12 protein-coding genes are annotated in these 16,461 nt (G+C 66.8%); 11 read left to right on the top strand and 1 reads right to left on the bottom strand.

Annotation, left to right across the window (positions count from 1 at the left end; genetic code table 11):
* Positions 1-30: 30 nt before the first annotated feature.
* From HD883_RS24035 to HD883_RS23985, 11 genes are all read left to right on the top strand, one after another.
* On the top strand, positions 31-894 hold the full coding sequence (locus HD883_RS24035; RefSeq protein ID WP_179589533.1) for a fumarylacetoacetate hydrolase family protein: 864 nt from the start codon (positions 31-33) through the stop codon (positions 892-894).
* Positions 895-967: 73 nt separating this feature from the next.
* Positions 968-2,575 (top strand): bifunctional 3-(3-hydroxy-phenyl)propionate/3-hydroxycinnamic acid hydroxylase, encoded by a 1,608-nt coding sequence (locus tag HD883_RS24030; protein ID WP_306455943.1) that lies wholly within the window; start codon positions 968-970, stop codon positions 2,573-2,575.
* A 69-nt stretch (positions 2,576-2,644) separates the two neighbouring features.
* A complete protein-coding gene (locus HD883_RS24025) occupies positions 2,645-3,622 on the top strand; it encodes a Bug family tripartite tricarboxylate transporter substrate binding protein (RefSeq protein WP_179589531.1) in 978 nt (325 codons plus the stop codon).
* A 261-nt stretch (positions 3,623-3,883) separates the two neighbouring features.
* Complete coding sequence (locus tag HD883_RS24020; RefSeq protein ID WP_179589529.1) at positions 3,884-5,281, top strand: GumC family protein; 1,398 nt, start codon at positions 3,884-3,886, stop codon at positions 5,279-5,281.
* Complete coding sequence (locus HD883_RS24015) at positions 5,278-6,195, top strand: polysaccharide biosynthesis tyrosine autokinase (protein WP_179589527.1); 918 nt, start codon at positions 5,278-5,280, stop codon at positions 6,193-6,195. Before HD883_RS24020 ends, HD883_RS24015 begins: the two co-directional genes overlap by 4 nt.
* 21 nt (positions 6,196-6,216) lie before the next feature.
* Entirely contained in the window at positions 6,217-7,554 is a 1,338-nt protein-coding gene (locus HD883_RS24010; protein WP_179589525.1) for an O-antigen ligase family protein, read from the top strand.
* The gene (locus HD883_RS24005) at positions 7,547-9,997 is read left to right on the top strand and encodes a cellulase family glycosylhydrolase (protein WP_179589523.1); all 2,451 of its coding nucleotides are present in this window, start codon (positions 7,547-7,549) and stop codon (positions 9,995-9,997) included. Before HD883_RS24010 ends, HD883_RS24005 begins: the two co-directional genes overlap by 8 nt.
* Complete coding sequence (locus HD883_RS24000; protein ID WP_179589521.1) at positions 9,994-11,043, top strand: glycosyltransferase family 2 protein; 1,050 nt, start codon at positions 9,994-9,996, stop codon at positions 11,041-11,043. Before HD883_RS24005 ends, HD883_RS24000 begins: the two co-directional genes overlap by 4 nt.
* A gap of 4 nt (positions 11,044-11,047) precedes the next feature.
* A complete protein-coding gene (locus HD883_RS23995) occupies positions 11,048-12,247 on the top strand; it encodes a glycosyltransferase family 2 protein (protein WP_179589519.1) in 1,200 nt (399 codons plus the stop codon).
* The gene (locus HD883_RS23990; protein ID WP_179589517.1) at positions 12,248-13,672 is read left to right on the top strand and encodes a lipopolysaccharide biosynthesis protein; all 1,425 of its coding nucleotides are present in this window, start codon (positions 12,248-12,250) and stop codon (positions 13,670-13,672) included.
* Positions 13,673-13,730: 58 nt separating this feature from the next.
* Complete coding sequence (locus tag HD883_RS23985) at positions 13,731-14,786, top strand: acyltransferase family protein (protein ID WP_179589515.1); 1,056 nt, start codon at positions 13,731-13,733, stop codon at positions 14,784-14,786.
* Between the two features lie 656 nt (positions 14,787-15,442).
* Here the strand turns inward: HD883_RS23985 and HD883_RS23980 are convergent.
* Positions 15,443-16,453, bottom strand: coding sequence for a glycosyltransferase family A protein (locus tag HD883_RS23980; protein ID WP_179589513.1), 1,011 nt, complete (start codon positions 16,451-16,453; stop codon positions 15,443-15,445).
* Positions 16,454-16,461: the final 8 nt, after the last annotated feature.

Here is a 16,461-nt window from a genome sequence, read left to right as displayed (position 1 = left end):
ACCCGCTTACCTTTTTTCTTCGGATCTGCCATGCAATTGACGACCTTTATCCAATCGGGCGCGCCCCGCCTCGGCCTTGTGGATGGCGACGCCGTCATCGACCTGAACGCCGCCGTGCCCACGGTGCCGGCCGATCTGCGCCAGGCGCTGCTGGCCGGCATCGACCTGCACGCCGCGGGCGAACAGGCCCTGGCATCCCCCGCGCCGCGCCTGCCCATGGCGGGCCTGACCCTGGCCCCCATCGTGCCCGAACCCGGCAAGATCATCTGCCTGGGCCTGAACTACTTCGACCACGCCAAGGAAGGCGGCCGCGACAAACCCGACTACCCCTGGTTCTTCTTGCGCGGCGCAAGCTCGCTGATCGCCCATGGCGCGGACGGCATCCTGCCCAAGGTGTCGGAACGCTTCGATTACGAAGCCGAACTGGCCCTCGTGATCGGCCGCCGCGTGCCGCGCCATGTGTCGCAAGACGCCGCGCCCGACTACGTGTTCGGGTATGCCTGCTTCAACGACATGTCGGTGCGGGACTACCAGAAGCGCACGCCGCAATGGACCATCGGCAAGAACTTTGACGGCACGGGCGGCTTCGGCCCCGTGCTGGTCACGGCCGATGCCCTGCCCCGCGCCGCCGTCGGCCTGAAGATCGAAGGCCGCCTGAATGGCGAGGTCATGCAGCAGGCCAACACCGCGGACATGATCTGGGGCGTGGCCGAAACGATTGCCCTGCTGAGCGAGGTCATGACGCTGGAACCTGGCGACGTGATCATCATGGGCACCCCGGCGGGCGTGGGCCAGGCGCGCAAGCCGCCGGTCTGGATGCGCGCGGGCGATACCTTCGAAGTGGAAATCGAAGGCATCGGCACCCTGTCCAACCCGATCCGCGCCGAGGCCTGACATGACCACAGGCATGGATCAACCCATGGATCATGGCACCCATCAAGGCATGGGCCAAAGCACGGACCGAGGCTTGAACCCAGGCACGGACCCATCCTTGAATGCCGGTGTCGACACAGGCTCAACCCCCCGGACGGCTGACCCATCGACCGCGTTATACGACGTCGCCATCGTGGGCTTCGGCCCGTCGGGCGCGGTCGCGGCCGGGCTGCTGGGCGGCCAGGGCCTGACCGTGCATGTGTGCGATCGTCAGCACACGGTGTATGACAAGCCGCGCGCCATTGCCATCGATCACGAAATCCTGCGGGTGTTCCAGCAACTGGGCATCGTGGACGCCATTGCGGCGTACGTCGAACCCTTTACGCCATCGGAATACTTTGGCGTGGATGGCCAGCTGATCAAACGCCTGACCATGATCGAACCGCCCTACCCGCTGGGCTACACGCCGTCCAACGTGTTTTCGCAGCCGCCGGTGGAACAGGCGCTGCGCGACCACGTGCGCAGCCTGCCGAACGTGACCGTGGCCCTGGGCGCCAGCGTGACCGCCGTCACGCAGGATGACGCCGCAGTGACCCTGTCGGTCACCCACGACGACGGCCGGACCGACACGGTGCGCGCCCGCTATGTGGTGGCCTGCGATGGCGCGTCCAGCTTCGTGCGCGAACAGGTCGGCATCACGCTGGAAGACCTGCAGTTCGACGAGCCCTGGCTGGTGGTGGACGTGCTGGCCAATGAACGCGGCCTGGCCAAGCTGCCGACAACCAGCGTGCAGTATTGCGAAGCCGAACGGCCCTGCACGATCGTGATCGGCCCCGGCAACCATCGCCGGTGGGAAATCTCGTTGAAGGAAGGCGAAGACCCGGTCAAGGTGACGCAGCCCGAGGAAACCTGGAAGCTGCTGTCGCGCTGGATCACCCCCGACGACGGCGAATTGTGGCGCCAGGCCAGCTACCGCTTTCATGCGCTGGTGGCCGATCGCTGGCGCGCGGGCCGGGTGTTCGTGGCGGGCGACGCCGCCCACCAGCAGCCGCCTTTCCTGGGCCAGGGCATGTGCCAGGGGGTGCGCGACGTGGCCAACCTGAGCTGGAAGCTGGGCGCGGTGCTGCGGGGCGACGTGCAAGGCGGCGCGGCCGACCGCCTGCTGGACAGCTACGGCGACGAACGCAAGGCGCACGTGCAGGAACTGACATCGCGCATCAAGGCGATCGGTGCGGTGATCTGCGAACGCGATATCGACAAAGCGCGGGCGCGGGATGCGCATCTGCTGGAAGAAAGCGGCGGCGTGGTGCGCGACACCCCGCGCCAGGACGTGATTCCGCCGCTGGGCACCGGCCTGCTCGCCCCAGCCGCCAATCCGGCGCGCGGCACCCTGTTCCCGCAGCCCTGGTTGCGGCAGGACGGCCAGGACGTGCGGCTGGACGCGGTCGCCGGCAACGGCTGGTTGCTGGTGCTTGGCGCCGGCTACGACGGCCCGGCCCCGTCCACGCAGGGCATTCCCGGACTGCGGGTGCTGCGGCTCGATGACACGCTTCCCGAAAAGGAAGGCGTCGCGGCCGCCTGGTTCGAGCGGCATGGCAGCACCGCGGCGCTGGTGCGGCCGGACCGCTATGTGTACGGCACGGCGGCGTCTGGCCAGGCGCTGGCCGATCTGACCCGCAGGCTCGCGGACACCCTGGCCTGACAACCGCAAGAACGGCAACCCCGACACGCAAGACACCCCACATACCCACAAGAAGAACTGGAGACCCGCATGAACCGTAGAGACCTCATCAAAGTCCTGGCGCTGAGCGCGCTGGCCCCCTTGCCGATCGCGACCGCGTTCGCCCAGGCCTGGCCCGACAAGCCCATCAAAATGGTGCTGTCGCAGCCCCCGGGTTCCGGACCGGACAACATCGCCCGCCTGCTGTCCGAGCGCCTGTACGCCAAGTGGAACCAGGCCATCGTGATCGAGAACAAGCCGGGCGGCCAGAACACCGTGGGCGCCCAGGCGGCGGCCCGCGCGCCGGCCGACGGCTACACCTTCTACTTTGCGACAACGGCCGCGCTGGTCACCAACCGCTTCCTGTTCAAGACCCTGCCCTACGACCCGGAAAAGGACTTCGTGCCGGTCTCGTTCATTGCGCGCAGCCCCTTCGGCGTGCTGGTCCGGGCCGATTCGCCGATCCGCACGATCGACGAATTGATCGCCAAGTCCAAGGCCACGCCCGGCACCTTCTCGCTCGGCAACGAAGGTCCGCGCACGTTTGGCGGCATGATTGCGCGGCTGTTCAATTCGCGGTCCAACGCCCAGGCCAACCTGGTGCCCTACGTGTCGGTGGGCGTGTCCACCCAGAACCTGATGGGCGGGCATGTGGACGCCATCGTGGCCGACGTTGCGTCGACCGCGCAGCTGGCCAAGCAGGGCCGCCTGCGCCTGCTGGCCACCACCGCCGACAAGCGCCTGGCCGATTGGCCCCAGGTGCCGACCCTGGCCGAAAGCCTGCCGGGCTTCGACATGGTGGGCTGGTTTGCCGTCGTGGCGCCCGCCGGGACGCCGCAGGCGGTGGTGGATCGCGTGAACCGCGACATCGACGCGCTGCTGGCCGATCCGGACGTTGCCGCCAAGATCGCCACCGTCGGGCCGATTGCCGCGCCCGGTTACAGCCCGGCCCAGACGGGCGCGTTCCTGAAGGCCGAAACGGCGCGCTGGGCCACCATCACCAAAGAGATCGACATTCTTCCGGAATAGACCTTCCCTGTTCTGCGCCTGAAAGGCGCGATCCGCTGCGGCCTTCGGGCCGCCATTGACCCGCGACGCCTGGCGTTCGCGGGTCTTTTTTTGCTCCGTACAGCCTCGTTACAGGGTTGAGTCCGGCATGCAACAACCTGGGGCAATAGTGGCCGGATTCATCCTTAAGGCGTAGCTAAGGTCAGCCAAAAGGGGTAACTTCTGTTGGCTTGTGTCCCGCGCTCAGTGCGCGCTCACACCTTTCATTACCCCGTTGCACTCATGAATTCGCCCTCTACCGAATCTTCGCTGTTGTCGCTGAGCCAGCTGGCGGCGATGGTGGCCGCGCGGCGCACCCTGATCATTGCCACCGTGGTGGTCGTGGTGGGCGCGACCGCCGCCATCACTGCGTCGCTTCCGCGCCAGTGGACGGCCTCGTCCGACATCTACGTCGACTATCGCGAGAATGACCCGATCAACGGTCGCAACTTCTCGGCGATGCTGGACGACAGCTACATGCAGACCCAGATCGACATGATCAAGAGCCAGGTGGTCGCGCAGCAGGTGGTGGATAGCCTCAACCTGACGCAATCCGCGCGATACAAGGAAGCCGTGCAGAAGCTGGGCGAAGCCCGCGCGCACGACGATCTGATCGACAACCTGAACAAGAACACCGACGTCATCAACAAGCGCGGCAGCCGCGTGCTGGAAGTGGCGTACACCGCCGCCACACCGGAGATGGCGCGCGACTATTCGGCTGCCGTGGTCAACGCGTTTATCGGGCTGACGCAGCAGATCGCCAGCCGCGCCGCCCGTTCGCGCACCGAGCAGTACAGCGCGCAACTGGAACAGCTGCGCAAGGAAGCCGACGCGATCCAGGAAAACATCACGCGCTACCAGCGCGAGACCGGCCTGCTCAAGGCCACCGACAACGACGATATCGACACCCGCCGCCTGAACCAGCTGTCGCTGCAGCTGGCGGACGTGCGCGCGCAGCAGCAGGCGGCGCAAGCCCGCAGCGAAGCCACGCGCCAACTGGTCCAGCGCGGCATCCGGCCCGATGACATCCCCGAGGTCGGCCAGTTCGGCCCGATCCAGGAATTGCGCGGCAAGCTCAATGACGTCGAACGCCGCCTGACCGAAGCGCAGTCCACGCTGGGCGACCGGCACCCCACGGTGATCGGCCTGGTGTCAGAACGGCAGGAACTGCGCGCGCGGCTGGACCGCTCGTCGCGCGCCGCCATGGACAGCCAGGGCGGCGACACGGCCCGCCTCAGCATGCAGGAAGCGGCGCTGAACCGCGACATCGAAGCGCAGCGCGACCGCGTGCTCAAACAGATGCAGGGCCGCGACCGGCTGGTGTCCTATGAACGCCAGCTGGCCAGCGTGCAGCAGATCTATAACGCCGCGCTGCAGAAATATGACGGCCTGCTCATGGCCAGCAACATCACCCTGCCCAACCTGGCGGTGCTGCGCGCGGCCGAACTGCCCAGCGCGCCGTCGGGCCCGAAGGTGCGACGCAACCTGATTTCCGGCCTGCTGGTGGGCGTGGCCGCCGGGCTGTTCATGGCCCTGATGCTGGAACTGTTCAACCGCCGGGTCCGCACACGCGACGACCTGCTGAAAGGACTGCCGCTGCCACTGATCGGCACCATAGGCCGCCGCGGGGCCCTGGCATGAGCGCCCTTCCCGGCAACCTGGGCAACGTGACGGCGGCGCCTGCGTCCGGCGGCGACCGCATCGGCGACCGTTTCGTGCAATCGGGCCTGCTGACGCCCGACCAGGCGGCGCGGGTCGTGCAGTTGCAGGACTCCGATGGGCTGCGTTTCGGCGAAGCGGCCGTCAAGCTCGGCTTCATCACCGACAAGCAGGTCCAGGCCGTCCTGTCCAAGCAGTTCCACTATCCGGTCGCGGCAGAACGCAGCGGCATTTCGGCCGACCTGGCGATCGCCCACGCGCCATTCAGCGCCGAAGCCGAAGCCATCCGCCAGATCCGCGCCGAACTGTCGATCCGGCTGGCCGGGACCGGCACGATCTCGCTGGCGGTCGTCAGCCCGAACGAGGGCGAAGGCAAAAGCTATCTGGCGGCCAGCCTGGCCATTGCCTTTGCCCAGGCCGGCATGCGCACGCTGCTGATCAACGCCGACATGCGCGACACGGGCCGCGACAAGCTGTTCACCCGAACTGGCGACGTGGGCCTGTCCACGCTGCTGGCCGGACGCGCCGCGCCCACCGCCGGTCTGCCGGTGGAAAACTTTCCGCTGCTGAACGTGCTGGATTCCGGCCCGCCACCGCCCAACCCGATCGAAATGCTGCACGACGGCGCGCTGACCAAGCTGCTGGCGGCGCTGCCGGGCTTTGACGTCGTCATCGTGGACACGCCCTCGGCCGGCAAGTCGTCCGATGCGCAGGTGATCGCGCAGCAGATCGGCTTTTGCCTGATGCTGGGCCGCAAGGACCACACGCGTCTGGCCGACCTGGCCGCGACGCAGGACAAGATGCGCACCGCGGGCGCGCAGATCGTCGGCACCATCTACAACGAATTCAAGGGCGGCCGCGCGCGCGGCGGCTGGTTCAGGCGGCGCCGCGGCTAGCGCGCCGCGCCCGGAAATCCCATGACACCCGCGCTGTCACCCGCCATTCCCGAGCGTATCAACCGCCGCCTGTCGATGGCGCTGGTGTCGCTCAGCCTGATCTTTTCGCTGGTGGCGTTCACGCTCAGCGTGGGGGAAACCGGACCGGCCGCGACCCATGAGCTGGCCGAAGGCTCGTCGCTGCGGCAGATCCAGTTCGGGTCGATCTTCCTGGCCGCCATCTGGCTGGCCTGGCAGCACCGCCAGTGGACCTGGATGCACCTGAAGCACGCCAACCCCTTCCTGATCGCGGTGGTGGTGTATTGCTTTGCCAGCATGCTGTGGTCGGTCGCGCCCCTGGTGTCCATCAAACGCACCGCCCTGCTGGTGGGCCTGCTGCTAATCGGGCTGGCCACCGCGCCGCCCGTGGGCGACACGCGGCTGTGCTCGCGCGCCATGATGTTCACGATCACCGGCATTGCCGCGATTTCGGCCGTGGTAGCGCTGGCCCTGCCCAATGTCGGCGTCGACTTCCAGCTGGGCGGCGCCTGGCGCGGCATCCTCTGGCAAAAGAACGTGCTGGGCTCGATCACCGGCTTTGGCGTGATCCTGTGGCTGCGCGAATGCCTGACCCGCGACATGCCGCTGCCCCGCTGCCTTGCCGGACTGGTCCTGTGCTTTTTCGTGCTGGTCATGTCCAAGAGCACCACCTCGCTGATCGTGACGGTACTGGGCTGCGGCATCTACCTGGCGCTGCGCCGCAAGTATCTGGCGGGCCGGTACACGCAGGTAGTGATCAGCATGGCGCTGATCCTGACCGTGATGCTGCTGCTGCACTTCGGCTATGTGATCACCGGGCACCTGCCGACCTGGGATGACCTGGTCGGACCGATCACCGGCGCGCTCAACAAGAGTTCGGACTTTACCGGCCGCGGCGAGATCTGGAAGCTGGTGCTGCTCAGTGTCGAACGCCATCCCATCTGGGGCATCGGCTACGGCGGTTTCTGGCTGGGGGATGGCAGCGCCTCCCAGTACATCAAGGACCTGCTCGCCTGGATGCCCGCGACCGGGCACCAGGGCTATATCGACATCCTGAACGAACTTGGCGCGGTCGGCCTGGGGCTGACCATTGCCGCGCTGCTCTGGCACTTCTACCAGCTGGGGCGCCTGGCTTTCATCGATCGCGAAGAAGCGGCCATCCACTTTTCGCTGATCGTACTGGTCATCGTCAGCAACTTTTCCGAAAGCCAGTTGCTGGCCGACGTGGCGTTCCAGAACATCTACTTCTTTTATTCCTCGCTGAACGTATCGGCGATTCTTGATCTGCATCGCAAGGGGGCCCTGCCCGCTGCGGCGCGCGGAGGGTTGGCCCATGCATAGACTTGCCGCCTTGCTCCTGGCACTGGCGCCCCTTGCGCCCTTGTGCGCCACGGCCCAGACGCCTCCCCTGCCGTCTGCCTTTACCCCTGGCGACAACGGCGCCGAGTACTTTCCGTTCGTGATCGATGAAGACCTGCTGGGCGGTGCGCCCGACCGGTCGGCCTTGAATACGCCGATCACCGCGGCGTCCCGCATCGTCGTCAACAACGGCCACTTCCATGCCGTCGGACGGGATGGCCGTCCAGGCACGAATGACGACGTGCGCACACGGCTGTACGGCGTCAACCTGAGTTTCGGCAGCAACTTTCCGGCGTTGGATGATGCGCCGCGTCTGGCCAAACGGCTGCGCAAGCTGGGCTTCAATGCGGTGCGCCTGCATCACATGGACAGCTTTCCGACCGACGACACCACCGCGCCGGGCAGCATCCTGACCACCGGTCCGTTCCCGACCTTCAACACCGAGGCCATGGCGCGGCTCAAGCGCTTTATTGGCGCGCTTGCCGCCGAAGGCATCTACGTCAACCTGAACCTGCATGTGGGCTACCGCTTCCGGCCCGATGTCGATCAATTGCCGGTCCCGCAGGGCCCGCCGGGCGTCGCCCCCATCGGCAATCCGCTGCACGTGTACATGCCCCGCATGATCGCGCTGCAGGAAAGCTATGCGCGCGGCCTGATCCGCGGCCTGGACCTGCGCGGCAATCCTGCCCTGGCGATGGTGGAGATCAACAACGAATCGTCCTTGCTGGCGGCCTGGCAGTGGCGGCAGTGGGAATGGGTCGTGCCGGGCGGCTATGCCGAAACACTGACATCGCTGTGGCAGGCCTGGCTGACCAACCACTATGGGTCGACCGCCAAGGCCTGCGCGGTCTGGCAGGTCTGCGCCAACCCGACGGCCCCCGTGCCCTTGCTGACGCCTACCGATGCCGACATTCCGCAAGACGCGATCGGCCGCCTGCGCGTGCGCGTGGGCGAAAAATGGCGGAAGGTGTCGTCGCAGTGGCTCGGCAGTGATGCCACCGCCACGCCGCCCAGCGGCCGCATGCTGCGCCTGCAGGACTTCCTGCAATTCCTGGCCGATACCGACAGCCGCTACCTGAACCGGATGCGCGCGGTGGTCAAGGCCGAAACCGACGCGCGGGTGCCGGTCACGGGCACGCAGATGGCCTATGGCGGCGCGCTCAATTTCGACTCGCACGCGGCGATGGACTATATCGACGAACACATCTACGTCGGCCATCCGGAATTCCCGTCGCGAGGCTACACCCCGCGCGACTGGCGCATGCGCAATGTGGCGCCGTCGGGCGGCGTGGAACTGCGCCGCCTGCTGGCGATGTCGTACCGGCGCGATCGCACCAAACCATTCGTGGTGAGCGAGTACAGCCAGCCCTTCCCGCAGCCGCGCGGCGCCGAAACCATTCCGGTGCTGGCCACCATCGCCGCGCTGCAGGATTGGGACGGTCTCTTCTACTTTGACTACACCTACACGCACGACGGCCTGAAGGCGCCGGCCAACTTTTCCTTGAGCGGTGACTGGGGCAAGTACGCGCTGACCGGCCCCAGCGCGCAGGTCTTTCGTCAACCGAATGTGGCGGCCCTGCCCGACCGCATCGCGCTGCCCCTGCCGATCTCGTCGCGCCGGGCGATTGCCGCGTCCACCGCCTTCGATGCGCTGGATGCCGACATCGCCACCCGGCTTGGCGTGATGCCCGAACTGGCGTTCCGCACGCAGGTCGCCATCGACACGACACCCAATGCATCGAGCCGCTTCGTGGCGCCGGCACCGGCCGCGGCGGCCACGCCCGACGACAGCATCGGCTTCGATGCGGCCGAGCATCTGTTCACGGTGCGGCACGACCGGGTCTGGGGGGTGTTCGGCGACGCGGGCGGCAAGCGCGTCGAAGGCCAGGGCCTGCTGGCGGAATTTCCGGGCAAGGCCGGCCAGCACACCAGCTTCTGGATCACGCCGCTGGATGGCGCCCCTTTGTCACGCGCGCGCAGCTGGCTGGTCACCCTGGGCACATGGACGACGGGCACGCAGCCCGGTTCGATGCCCGCCCGGCCCAAGGAAGTCGTGGCCTACAAGCGGGACAGCAGCTGGCTGACGCTGGAGCCGGACCCCACCACGCCCGACCAGCCCTCGGGCGCGACGGAAACGGCCGCACCCGCCTGGCAGGCGCGCAGTCCGCTGCGGCTGAGCTGGGTATCGAAAGACGGCATGCCGACCGTGTATCCGCTGGACGGCGCCGGCCGCCGGCAAGCCCCGCTGGCCGCGCCCGCCGTGCGGCGGCTGGGTGACCAGGTCACGGTGGACCTGCACGCGACCGCGCCGACGGCGAGTCTCTGGTACGAAATCGTCATGCCGGCGGTGACGGGATCCCTGGCCCAGCCTGCCGCGCGCACGGCCGCCATGCCTCCTTCCGATGGAGCGTCGCGCACCCGATGAACGCCGCGTCTTTCCCCGCAGCCCGGCATGCAACGCATCGTGCCAGCGGATCGGATCCGTCCGCTTCGTCGGCCGATCACGCTGCGCGCGCGGGGGTGGGCCCATCCGCACCCGGCGAGGACACGGTGTCCGTGTGCATCTGCACCTATCGCCGCCGCGAAAAGCTGTCGTTGCTGCTGGGCGACCTGCTGCGTCAGCGGCGACTGCCCGACCAGATCGTTGTCGTTGACAACGATCACCATGGAAGCGCGCGGGATGTGGTCGAGGCGTTCCGGGCGCGCCTTACCCGCGCGTCCAGCGCCGGCGGCATCGACGTGGTCTATGCCGTGCAGCCCGAAAAGAACATCGCGATCACCCGCAACGCCACGGTCGCCCACGCCACCTCGTACTGGCTGGCCATGGCCGACGACGACGAACGCGCACCCGAAGACTGGATCGCCAACCTGCTGCGCACCGCGCGGTCCACGCAAGCCGATGGCGTGCTCGGGCCTTGCCTGCCCCTGATTCCCGACACCGCTCCGGACTGGATCCGGCGTGCCGGCTTCTACGACTGGGTACGCTTCCCGACCGGCACGCCCGTGCCGACCAACGCATTCCGTGCAGGCAATCTGATCGTCCGCCGCGACGCGATCCTGGCCATGCAGCCGATGTTCGATCCGGCCTTTGGCCTGACCGGCGGGGAAGACGGCGATCTGCTCATGCGCATGCAAGGCGCCGGCTTTCGTTTTGTCTGGTGCGATGACGCCGCCGTCACCGAAATCGTCGAACCTGCCCGTCTGCACCTGGGCTGGATCCTGAAACGCGCGCGGCGCGGCGGACAGGATTTTGCGCGGCATGTCATGGGCGGCAAGCTTGGCCCGGCCACACCGGCCCGGCTGACCGTGTTTTTTTCAAGAGCCGTCCTGCAGATGCTGCTGGGGGGTGTCCTGGCCGTGCTGACCTTGCCGCTTGGCCGCCATCGCGCCGTGCATTGGTTGGCCCGCGCGTATGCCAACTATGGCAAGCTGACCGCGCTCTGGGGCGGCCGTGACCTGGAATATGCGTGACGCCATGATCCCTTTCTTGCACCTGTTCTTTTTCCTGCTGGCCCTGCCGGTCGTGCTGGCCTGTCTGTACCTGGGGCTGATGACGCTGCTGTCGGCAAGGGTGCCCGTGCCGCCCCGGTCGTCACGCACCCTGCGCTTCGACATCCTGGTGCCCGCCCACAATGAAACGGCGGTGATCGAACGGACCGTGCGCAGCCTGCGCCGCGTCGACTGGCCCGCCGATCAGTTTCGTGTGGTGGTCATCGCCGACAACTGCGACGACGACACGGCCGCGCTGGCCCATGCCGCCGGCGCCCACGTGCTGGTGCGCCGCGACCTGGAACGGCGCGGCAAAGGCTACGCCCTGGCGCACGGCATTGCGCACAGCGCCGCCACCGGCCGCGCCGATGCCGTCGCCGTGGTCGATGCCGATACCGAGGTCTCGCCCAATCTGCTCGAAGCCTACGCGTCGCGCATCGAGCAAGGCGCCGAAGCCATCCAGGCCAATTACGGCGTGCTCAATCCTGACGACTCGTGGCGCACCCGCATGCTCACGATCGCCTACGGCGCATTCCACGCCGTGCGGTCGCGCGCCCGGGAACGCCTGCGCGTGTCCTGCGGCCTGCGCGGCAACGGCATGTGCCTGACCCATGCCCTGCTGGCCCGCCACCCCTTCGCCGTCTTTTCGATGACCGAAGACCTGGAATACGGCATCCAGCTGGGCGAAGCCGGCATCCGGGTGTTTTATGCCGACGAAGCCGCGGCCGATGCCGAACTGGTGTCGTCGGAACAGGCGTCCCGCTCGCAGCGGCAACGGTGGGAAGGCGGCCGCTTCACGGTGGTGCGCAAGTACGCCGGCCATCTGCTCAAGCTGGGCCTGACCCGTCCGGATCGCGTGACCTTCGAACTGGGCTGCGACCTGTTGCTGCTGCCCCTGGGCTACGTCGGCCTGCAGATCGGGGTGCTGCTGGTGCTGTCGGGCATCGCCGCGTGGTTCCTGCCGGCCATGGACGGCTGGTTCCTGCTGTCGCTGGCGTTGCTGCTGGTCCTGATCCTGCACGTGCTGCGCGGCTGGCAGCTGACGCCGCTCGGCCCGCGCGCCTTGCTGGACCTGGCCCGCGTGCCCTTCTTCGTGATGTGGAAGCTGATCGTGCTGGTGCGCAATAAGAGCAACACGGCCTGGGTCAAGACGATGCGCGACAAACCCATGAAGGACAGGCCCTGAATGGCGCACGGCGACACCCGCCCGCAGCCTGGACACCCGGCTGATGGCTCCGCAGGCGGTTCTGGCAGCGGTTCCGCCACGGTGGCCGGCCGCCTTCGGTCCAGCCGCCTGGGCCGCAAGCTGGACCACAAGCTGGTCAAGTTGTTTGGCAGTTCCATCATCGACCAGGCCATGCTGTCGGCGGCCAACTTCGTGGTCGGCCTGATCCTGATCCGCTATACCCCCGAAGCGCAGTACGGCTATTACGTGCTGGCCTTCAACGCCATGATGCTGGCGACCACGCTGCAAGGCACCTTTGTCGGCACGCCCCTGGTCATCCATCTGCCCCAGCTGTCGAATGACGAACGCCGTTCATGGATCGGCAGCCTGCTGCGCGACCAGATACGTTGGGGAGCCATCGGCAGCGTCGTCACCATTGCCTTTGCCGCGGTCGCGTGGAGCATGGGCTGGCTGGACCGCGAAGCCGGACCCGTGCTGCTGGCCGGCCTGGCGCTGATTGCGTGCGCCCTGTATCGCGAATACTTCCGCGCGGTCCTGATGATGTACCAGCGCACGGTGCCCGTGCTGGGCGCCGACGCCGTGTATGTGGTCTGCCTGATCGCAGGCGGCGCGCTGGCCACGCGATTCCCGGCCGCCGCCGTCACGGCCTTGCTGACTGCCGCCGCGTCGGCCCTGATCGGCGCCGCCTTGCTGCGCCGTGTGCTGCGACCCGAATTCGATCCACACGCCGCGCCTGGCCGCCTGGCAGGCATCGCCAAGATGGGTGCGATGGCGGCTGCGGGTGGCGTCATTTACTGGCTGTTCACCCAGGGCTACAGCTTCCTGGCGGCCGCTACCTTGAACGTGACCGATGTGGCCGCCCTGGCCGCCTCCCGCCTGCTGCTGATGCCGATCAATCTGCTGTCGTCGGGCGTGCAGCGGCAACTGGTGCCCATTGCGTCCAACTGGGTGCACGAGCATGGCGTGGCCAGCACCTTGCGCAAACTCATTTTGTTTTCGGCGGGCATCGGGGCGCTGACCCTGGTCTACGGCATCGTGGTCTGGGTGCTGCGCGACTGGATCTTCCTGGACCTGATGCGCAAACGGTTTGAAGACCGCGACACGCTGCTGCTGATGTGGATCGCCATCTTCCTGGTGATGGTGGTGCGCGATCCGCTCAATCAACTGCTGGTGCTGCGTCAGCGCTTCCGCATCCTGATGGCCGTGTCGCTGGTCTGCGCGGTGATCTCGCTCAGCATCAGCTATGTCGGCATGGTGCAGCTGGGCACGCGCGGCGCGCTGATCGGCATCCTGACCGGTGAACTGCTCAATCTGGTGGCCGTGCTGTGGCTGGCGCGCGTCGAGTCGCGCACCGACACGCACGGCAAGGCTGCGGACGGCAAGGCTGTGCACGGCAAGGCCCCGGTGAGCGCGGCCCCGCGATGATCCCTTCCCTCATTTTTTCCAGCGCCGCCGCCGGCGCGCACCGTTAGGCTGACCCGTCATGGAAATGCTGTCCATCCAATACCTGCGCGGCATCGCGGCCATGATGGTCGTGGGCGTGCACCTGTATCCGCAACTTGAACGCATGGGCTACGACGACTACTGGCCGCACTGGCTGGCAAGCGGCGTGGACATCTTCTTTGCGTTGAGCGGCTTCCTGATGTGGATCACCACGCGCGGCAAGAACGTGACCGTGCTGGAGTTCTACCGACGCCGCGTCGTGCGGATCGTGCCGTTGTACTGGGTGCTGACCACCGTTGCCGTGGCCGTGATGCTGATCGCCCCGCACCTGATGCAGAGCACGCAGTTCAACCTGATGCACGTGATCGCGTCCTACCTGTTCATTTCGACGCCGAACCCGGCAGGGCATATGGAACCGGTGCTGACGGTGGGTTGGACGCTGAATTACGAGATGCTGTATTACGTGATTTTCGGGCTGGCGCTGGTGCTGACGACCGCCTGGCGGTTCGGGGCGACGGCGCTGGTGTTCGTGGCGCTGATCGCCGCGGGCTGGCTGTTCCCGAGCAGCAATCCGATGTGGACGTCGTACACGTCGAACATTACGTTGGAGTTCCTGCTGGGGATGGGGATCGGCTGGTGGTACGCCCGCGATCCGCGCAGCGGGTCGGCGGCGCTGGGATGGGTGCTGGTGCTGGGCGGGCTGGCGGCGATCGTGTTGCTGTCGTTCATTGCGCCGACGTTGACGCGGCCGGTGCAGCAGGGGATCCCGGCGGCGGCGATCGTGATCGGGGCGATCATGCTGGAGCGGTATGAGTCGTTGCCGAGGTTGCCGCTGTTGCATCGGCTGGGGGACGCGTCGTATTCGATTTATCTGTCTCACACGATTGTGTTGTCGGCGTTGAGTCAGGGGTGGCGGAAGGTGGGGCTGGATGCGCTGCCGTTCGGGAAGACGGCGTTTTGTGTGGTGGGGGTGGTGGCCGTGAGTGTGGTGGGATTGGCGATGTTCCGGTGGTTGGAACAGCCGTTGATCGAGGTGTTCAAGAAGAAACGGGTGCCCGTCCAGGCGCATGCTGGGGAGCGGGTGCCTTCGCATTGAGGTTGCTTGTTGAGTGCTTGACGGCCGATTCTTGCGCGGCTTTTGGGTTCTTGAATACGGTTCTTGCGCGGCCGCCGTGGGTAGTTGAGTTGGGGGTCAGAGCTTGCTGAGGCCCGGCCTTCGCCGGTCCTCCGGGCTGGGAAGCCAAATCGGGGCGGACGCGCAAACTCGCGGCATCGACTGTCCCCCGGACAGTCGATAAGCGTGCCGCTCAAACAAGCGCGCCCTTACCTCCCCGATTCAGCTTCCCAGCCCGGCGCAAGCAATTCCCCCCAACCCAACTACCCACGCCGTCCTGATTTGGAACAGGACTCTTTGCGTTTGGGGGCGTCTTGGTGCGGGCGTTTCCTGCCTGGCACGACCGTGTAAGGCCAAAGCGGCACGCGAGGACAGGGATGGCGTCCGGGTTCCAAACCAGCAACTCTTCCGCCCCCAAACTCACGTCACTCAATATCCTTCCCACCCACCCCCGAAGCGGTGAACACCCCAAGCAAGCCGAAGAAGATTCCAAGCACAGGGATGGAGCGGGGAGTCCCATTGCAGGGCTTTGCTAAGCCCAGGCCCGGCGTAGGCCGGGACCCAGCGAGCTCGGCCCTGCAATGGGACTCCCCGCTCCGTCCGGGCTCCAAGCCAGCAACTCTTCCGATACCACCCACCTAACTAACCCCGATCCGATCCTTAAACAACCTCCACAACCGCTTATGCCGCCTCCCCCGCGCCCGAGGCTCCGACCAATCAATCATGCTGTCGTTCATGTCGTAATCCCCCCGCTGCGCCTCCGGCACATCCCCGCGTTCCACGGTGGCAATCAACTCCGGTAGCCGGCGATAGAACTCCTCGCTCCGGTACGGGGGGTGCAGGGACCACATGCCGGGGGACTCGCCCAGAAAATCGATACGCCACAGGTGATGGGCCTTCAGGACCTCGCCCAGGATCACCTCCGCTTCGCGCGCGTCGGGCGGGTTGCCGAGCAGGCGGGATTTGCAGCGGCTCAGGAAATTGGGGGCCAGCAGGGGCAGGACGCCGAGGGTGTCACGCAGGCGTTGCAGATCGATCATGAAGATGCGCGTGCTGACTTCCTTGAACCGGTAGGCGGGGCCGCCGGCCATGTCGACGCGGGCGTGTTCGCCGCTGTGGCCGCGCACGGCGCCGTCGCTGCGGGCGGGGCCGGGAAAGGGGCCGACGAACAAGGTGTCGGGGCGCGCGGCGAACAGGGCCAGGGCTTCGCTCACCCAGGTCGAACTGCCGCCGCCAAACAGCATGTCGCCGTCGAAATGGACCACGTAGCGCGCGTCGGCGTGCAGCAGGCCAAAGAAGTAGGCGTAGAACGGGCCGCCGTCCCAGGCCTTGACGGGAATGTCATCCAGGCCAAAAAACGCCTGCGCCACCTGCTTGCGGGCGGCCGGGCTGTAGTCGACCAGCACCGTGCGCAGTTGCGGGTAGCGCTCGCCAAAGCGGGTCAGCAGCGCCTGCAGGTCCGTCATGTACTGATCGAAATTGCTGCCTCGGTAGCGGCCGGACCGGCTGCGGTGCGTGTCCACCGTCACCACGATGTGGTCGACCATCGGCCCCCACACCCGGATCTGATGGTCCAGCAGATGTTCGACGTGCCGGTAATCCATCGCGTACATGTTGATCTGCACCGCGATACGGTTCGGATAGTCCATGCCTTGCA

This window comes from Pigmentiphaga litoralis (genome assembly GCF_013408655.1).
Taxonomy (GTDB): Bacteria; Pseudomonadota; Gammaproteobacteria; order Burkholderiales; family Burkholderiaceae_B; genus Pigmentiphaga; species Pigmentiphaga litoralis_A.
This window is presented reverse-complemented; position numbering and strand designations above follow the sequence as displayed.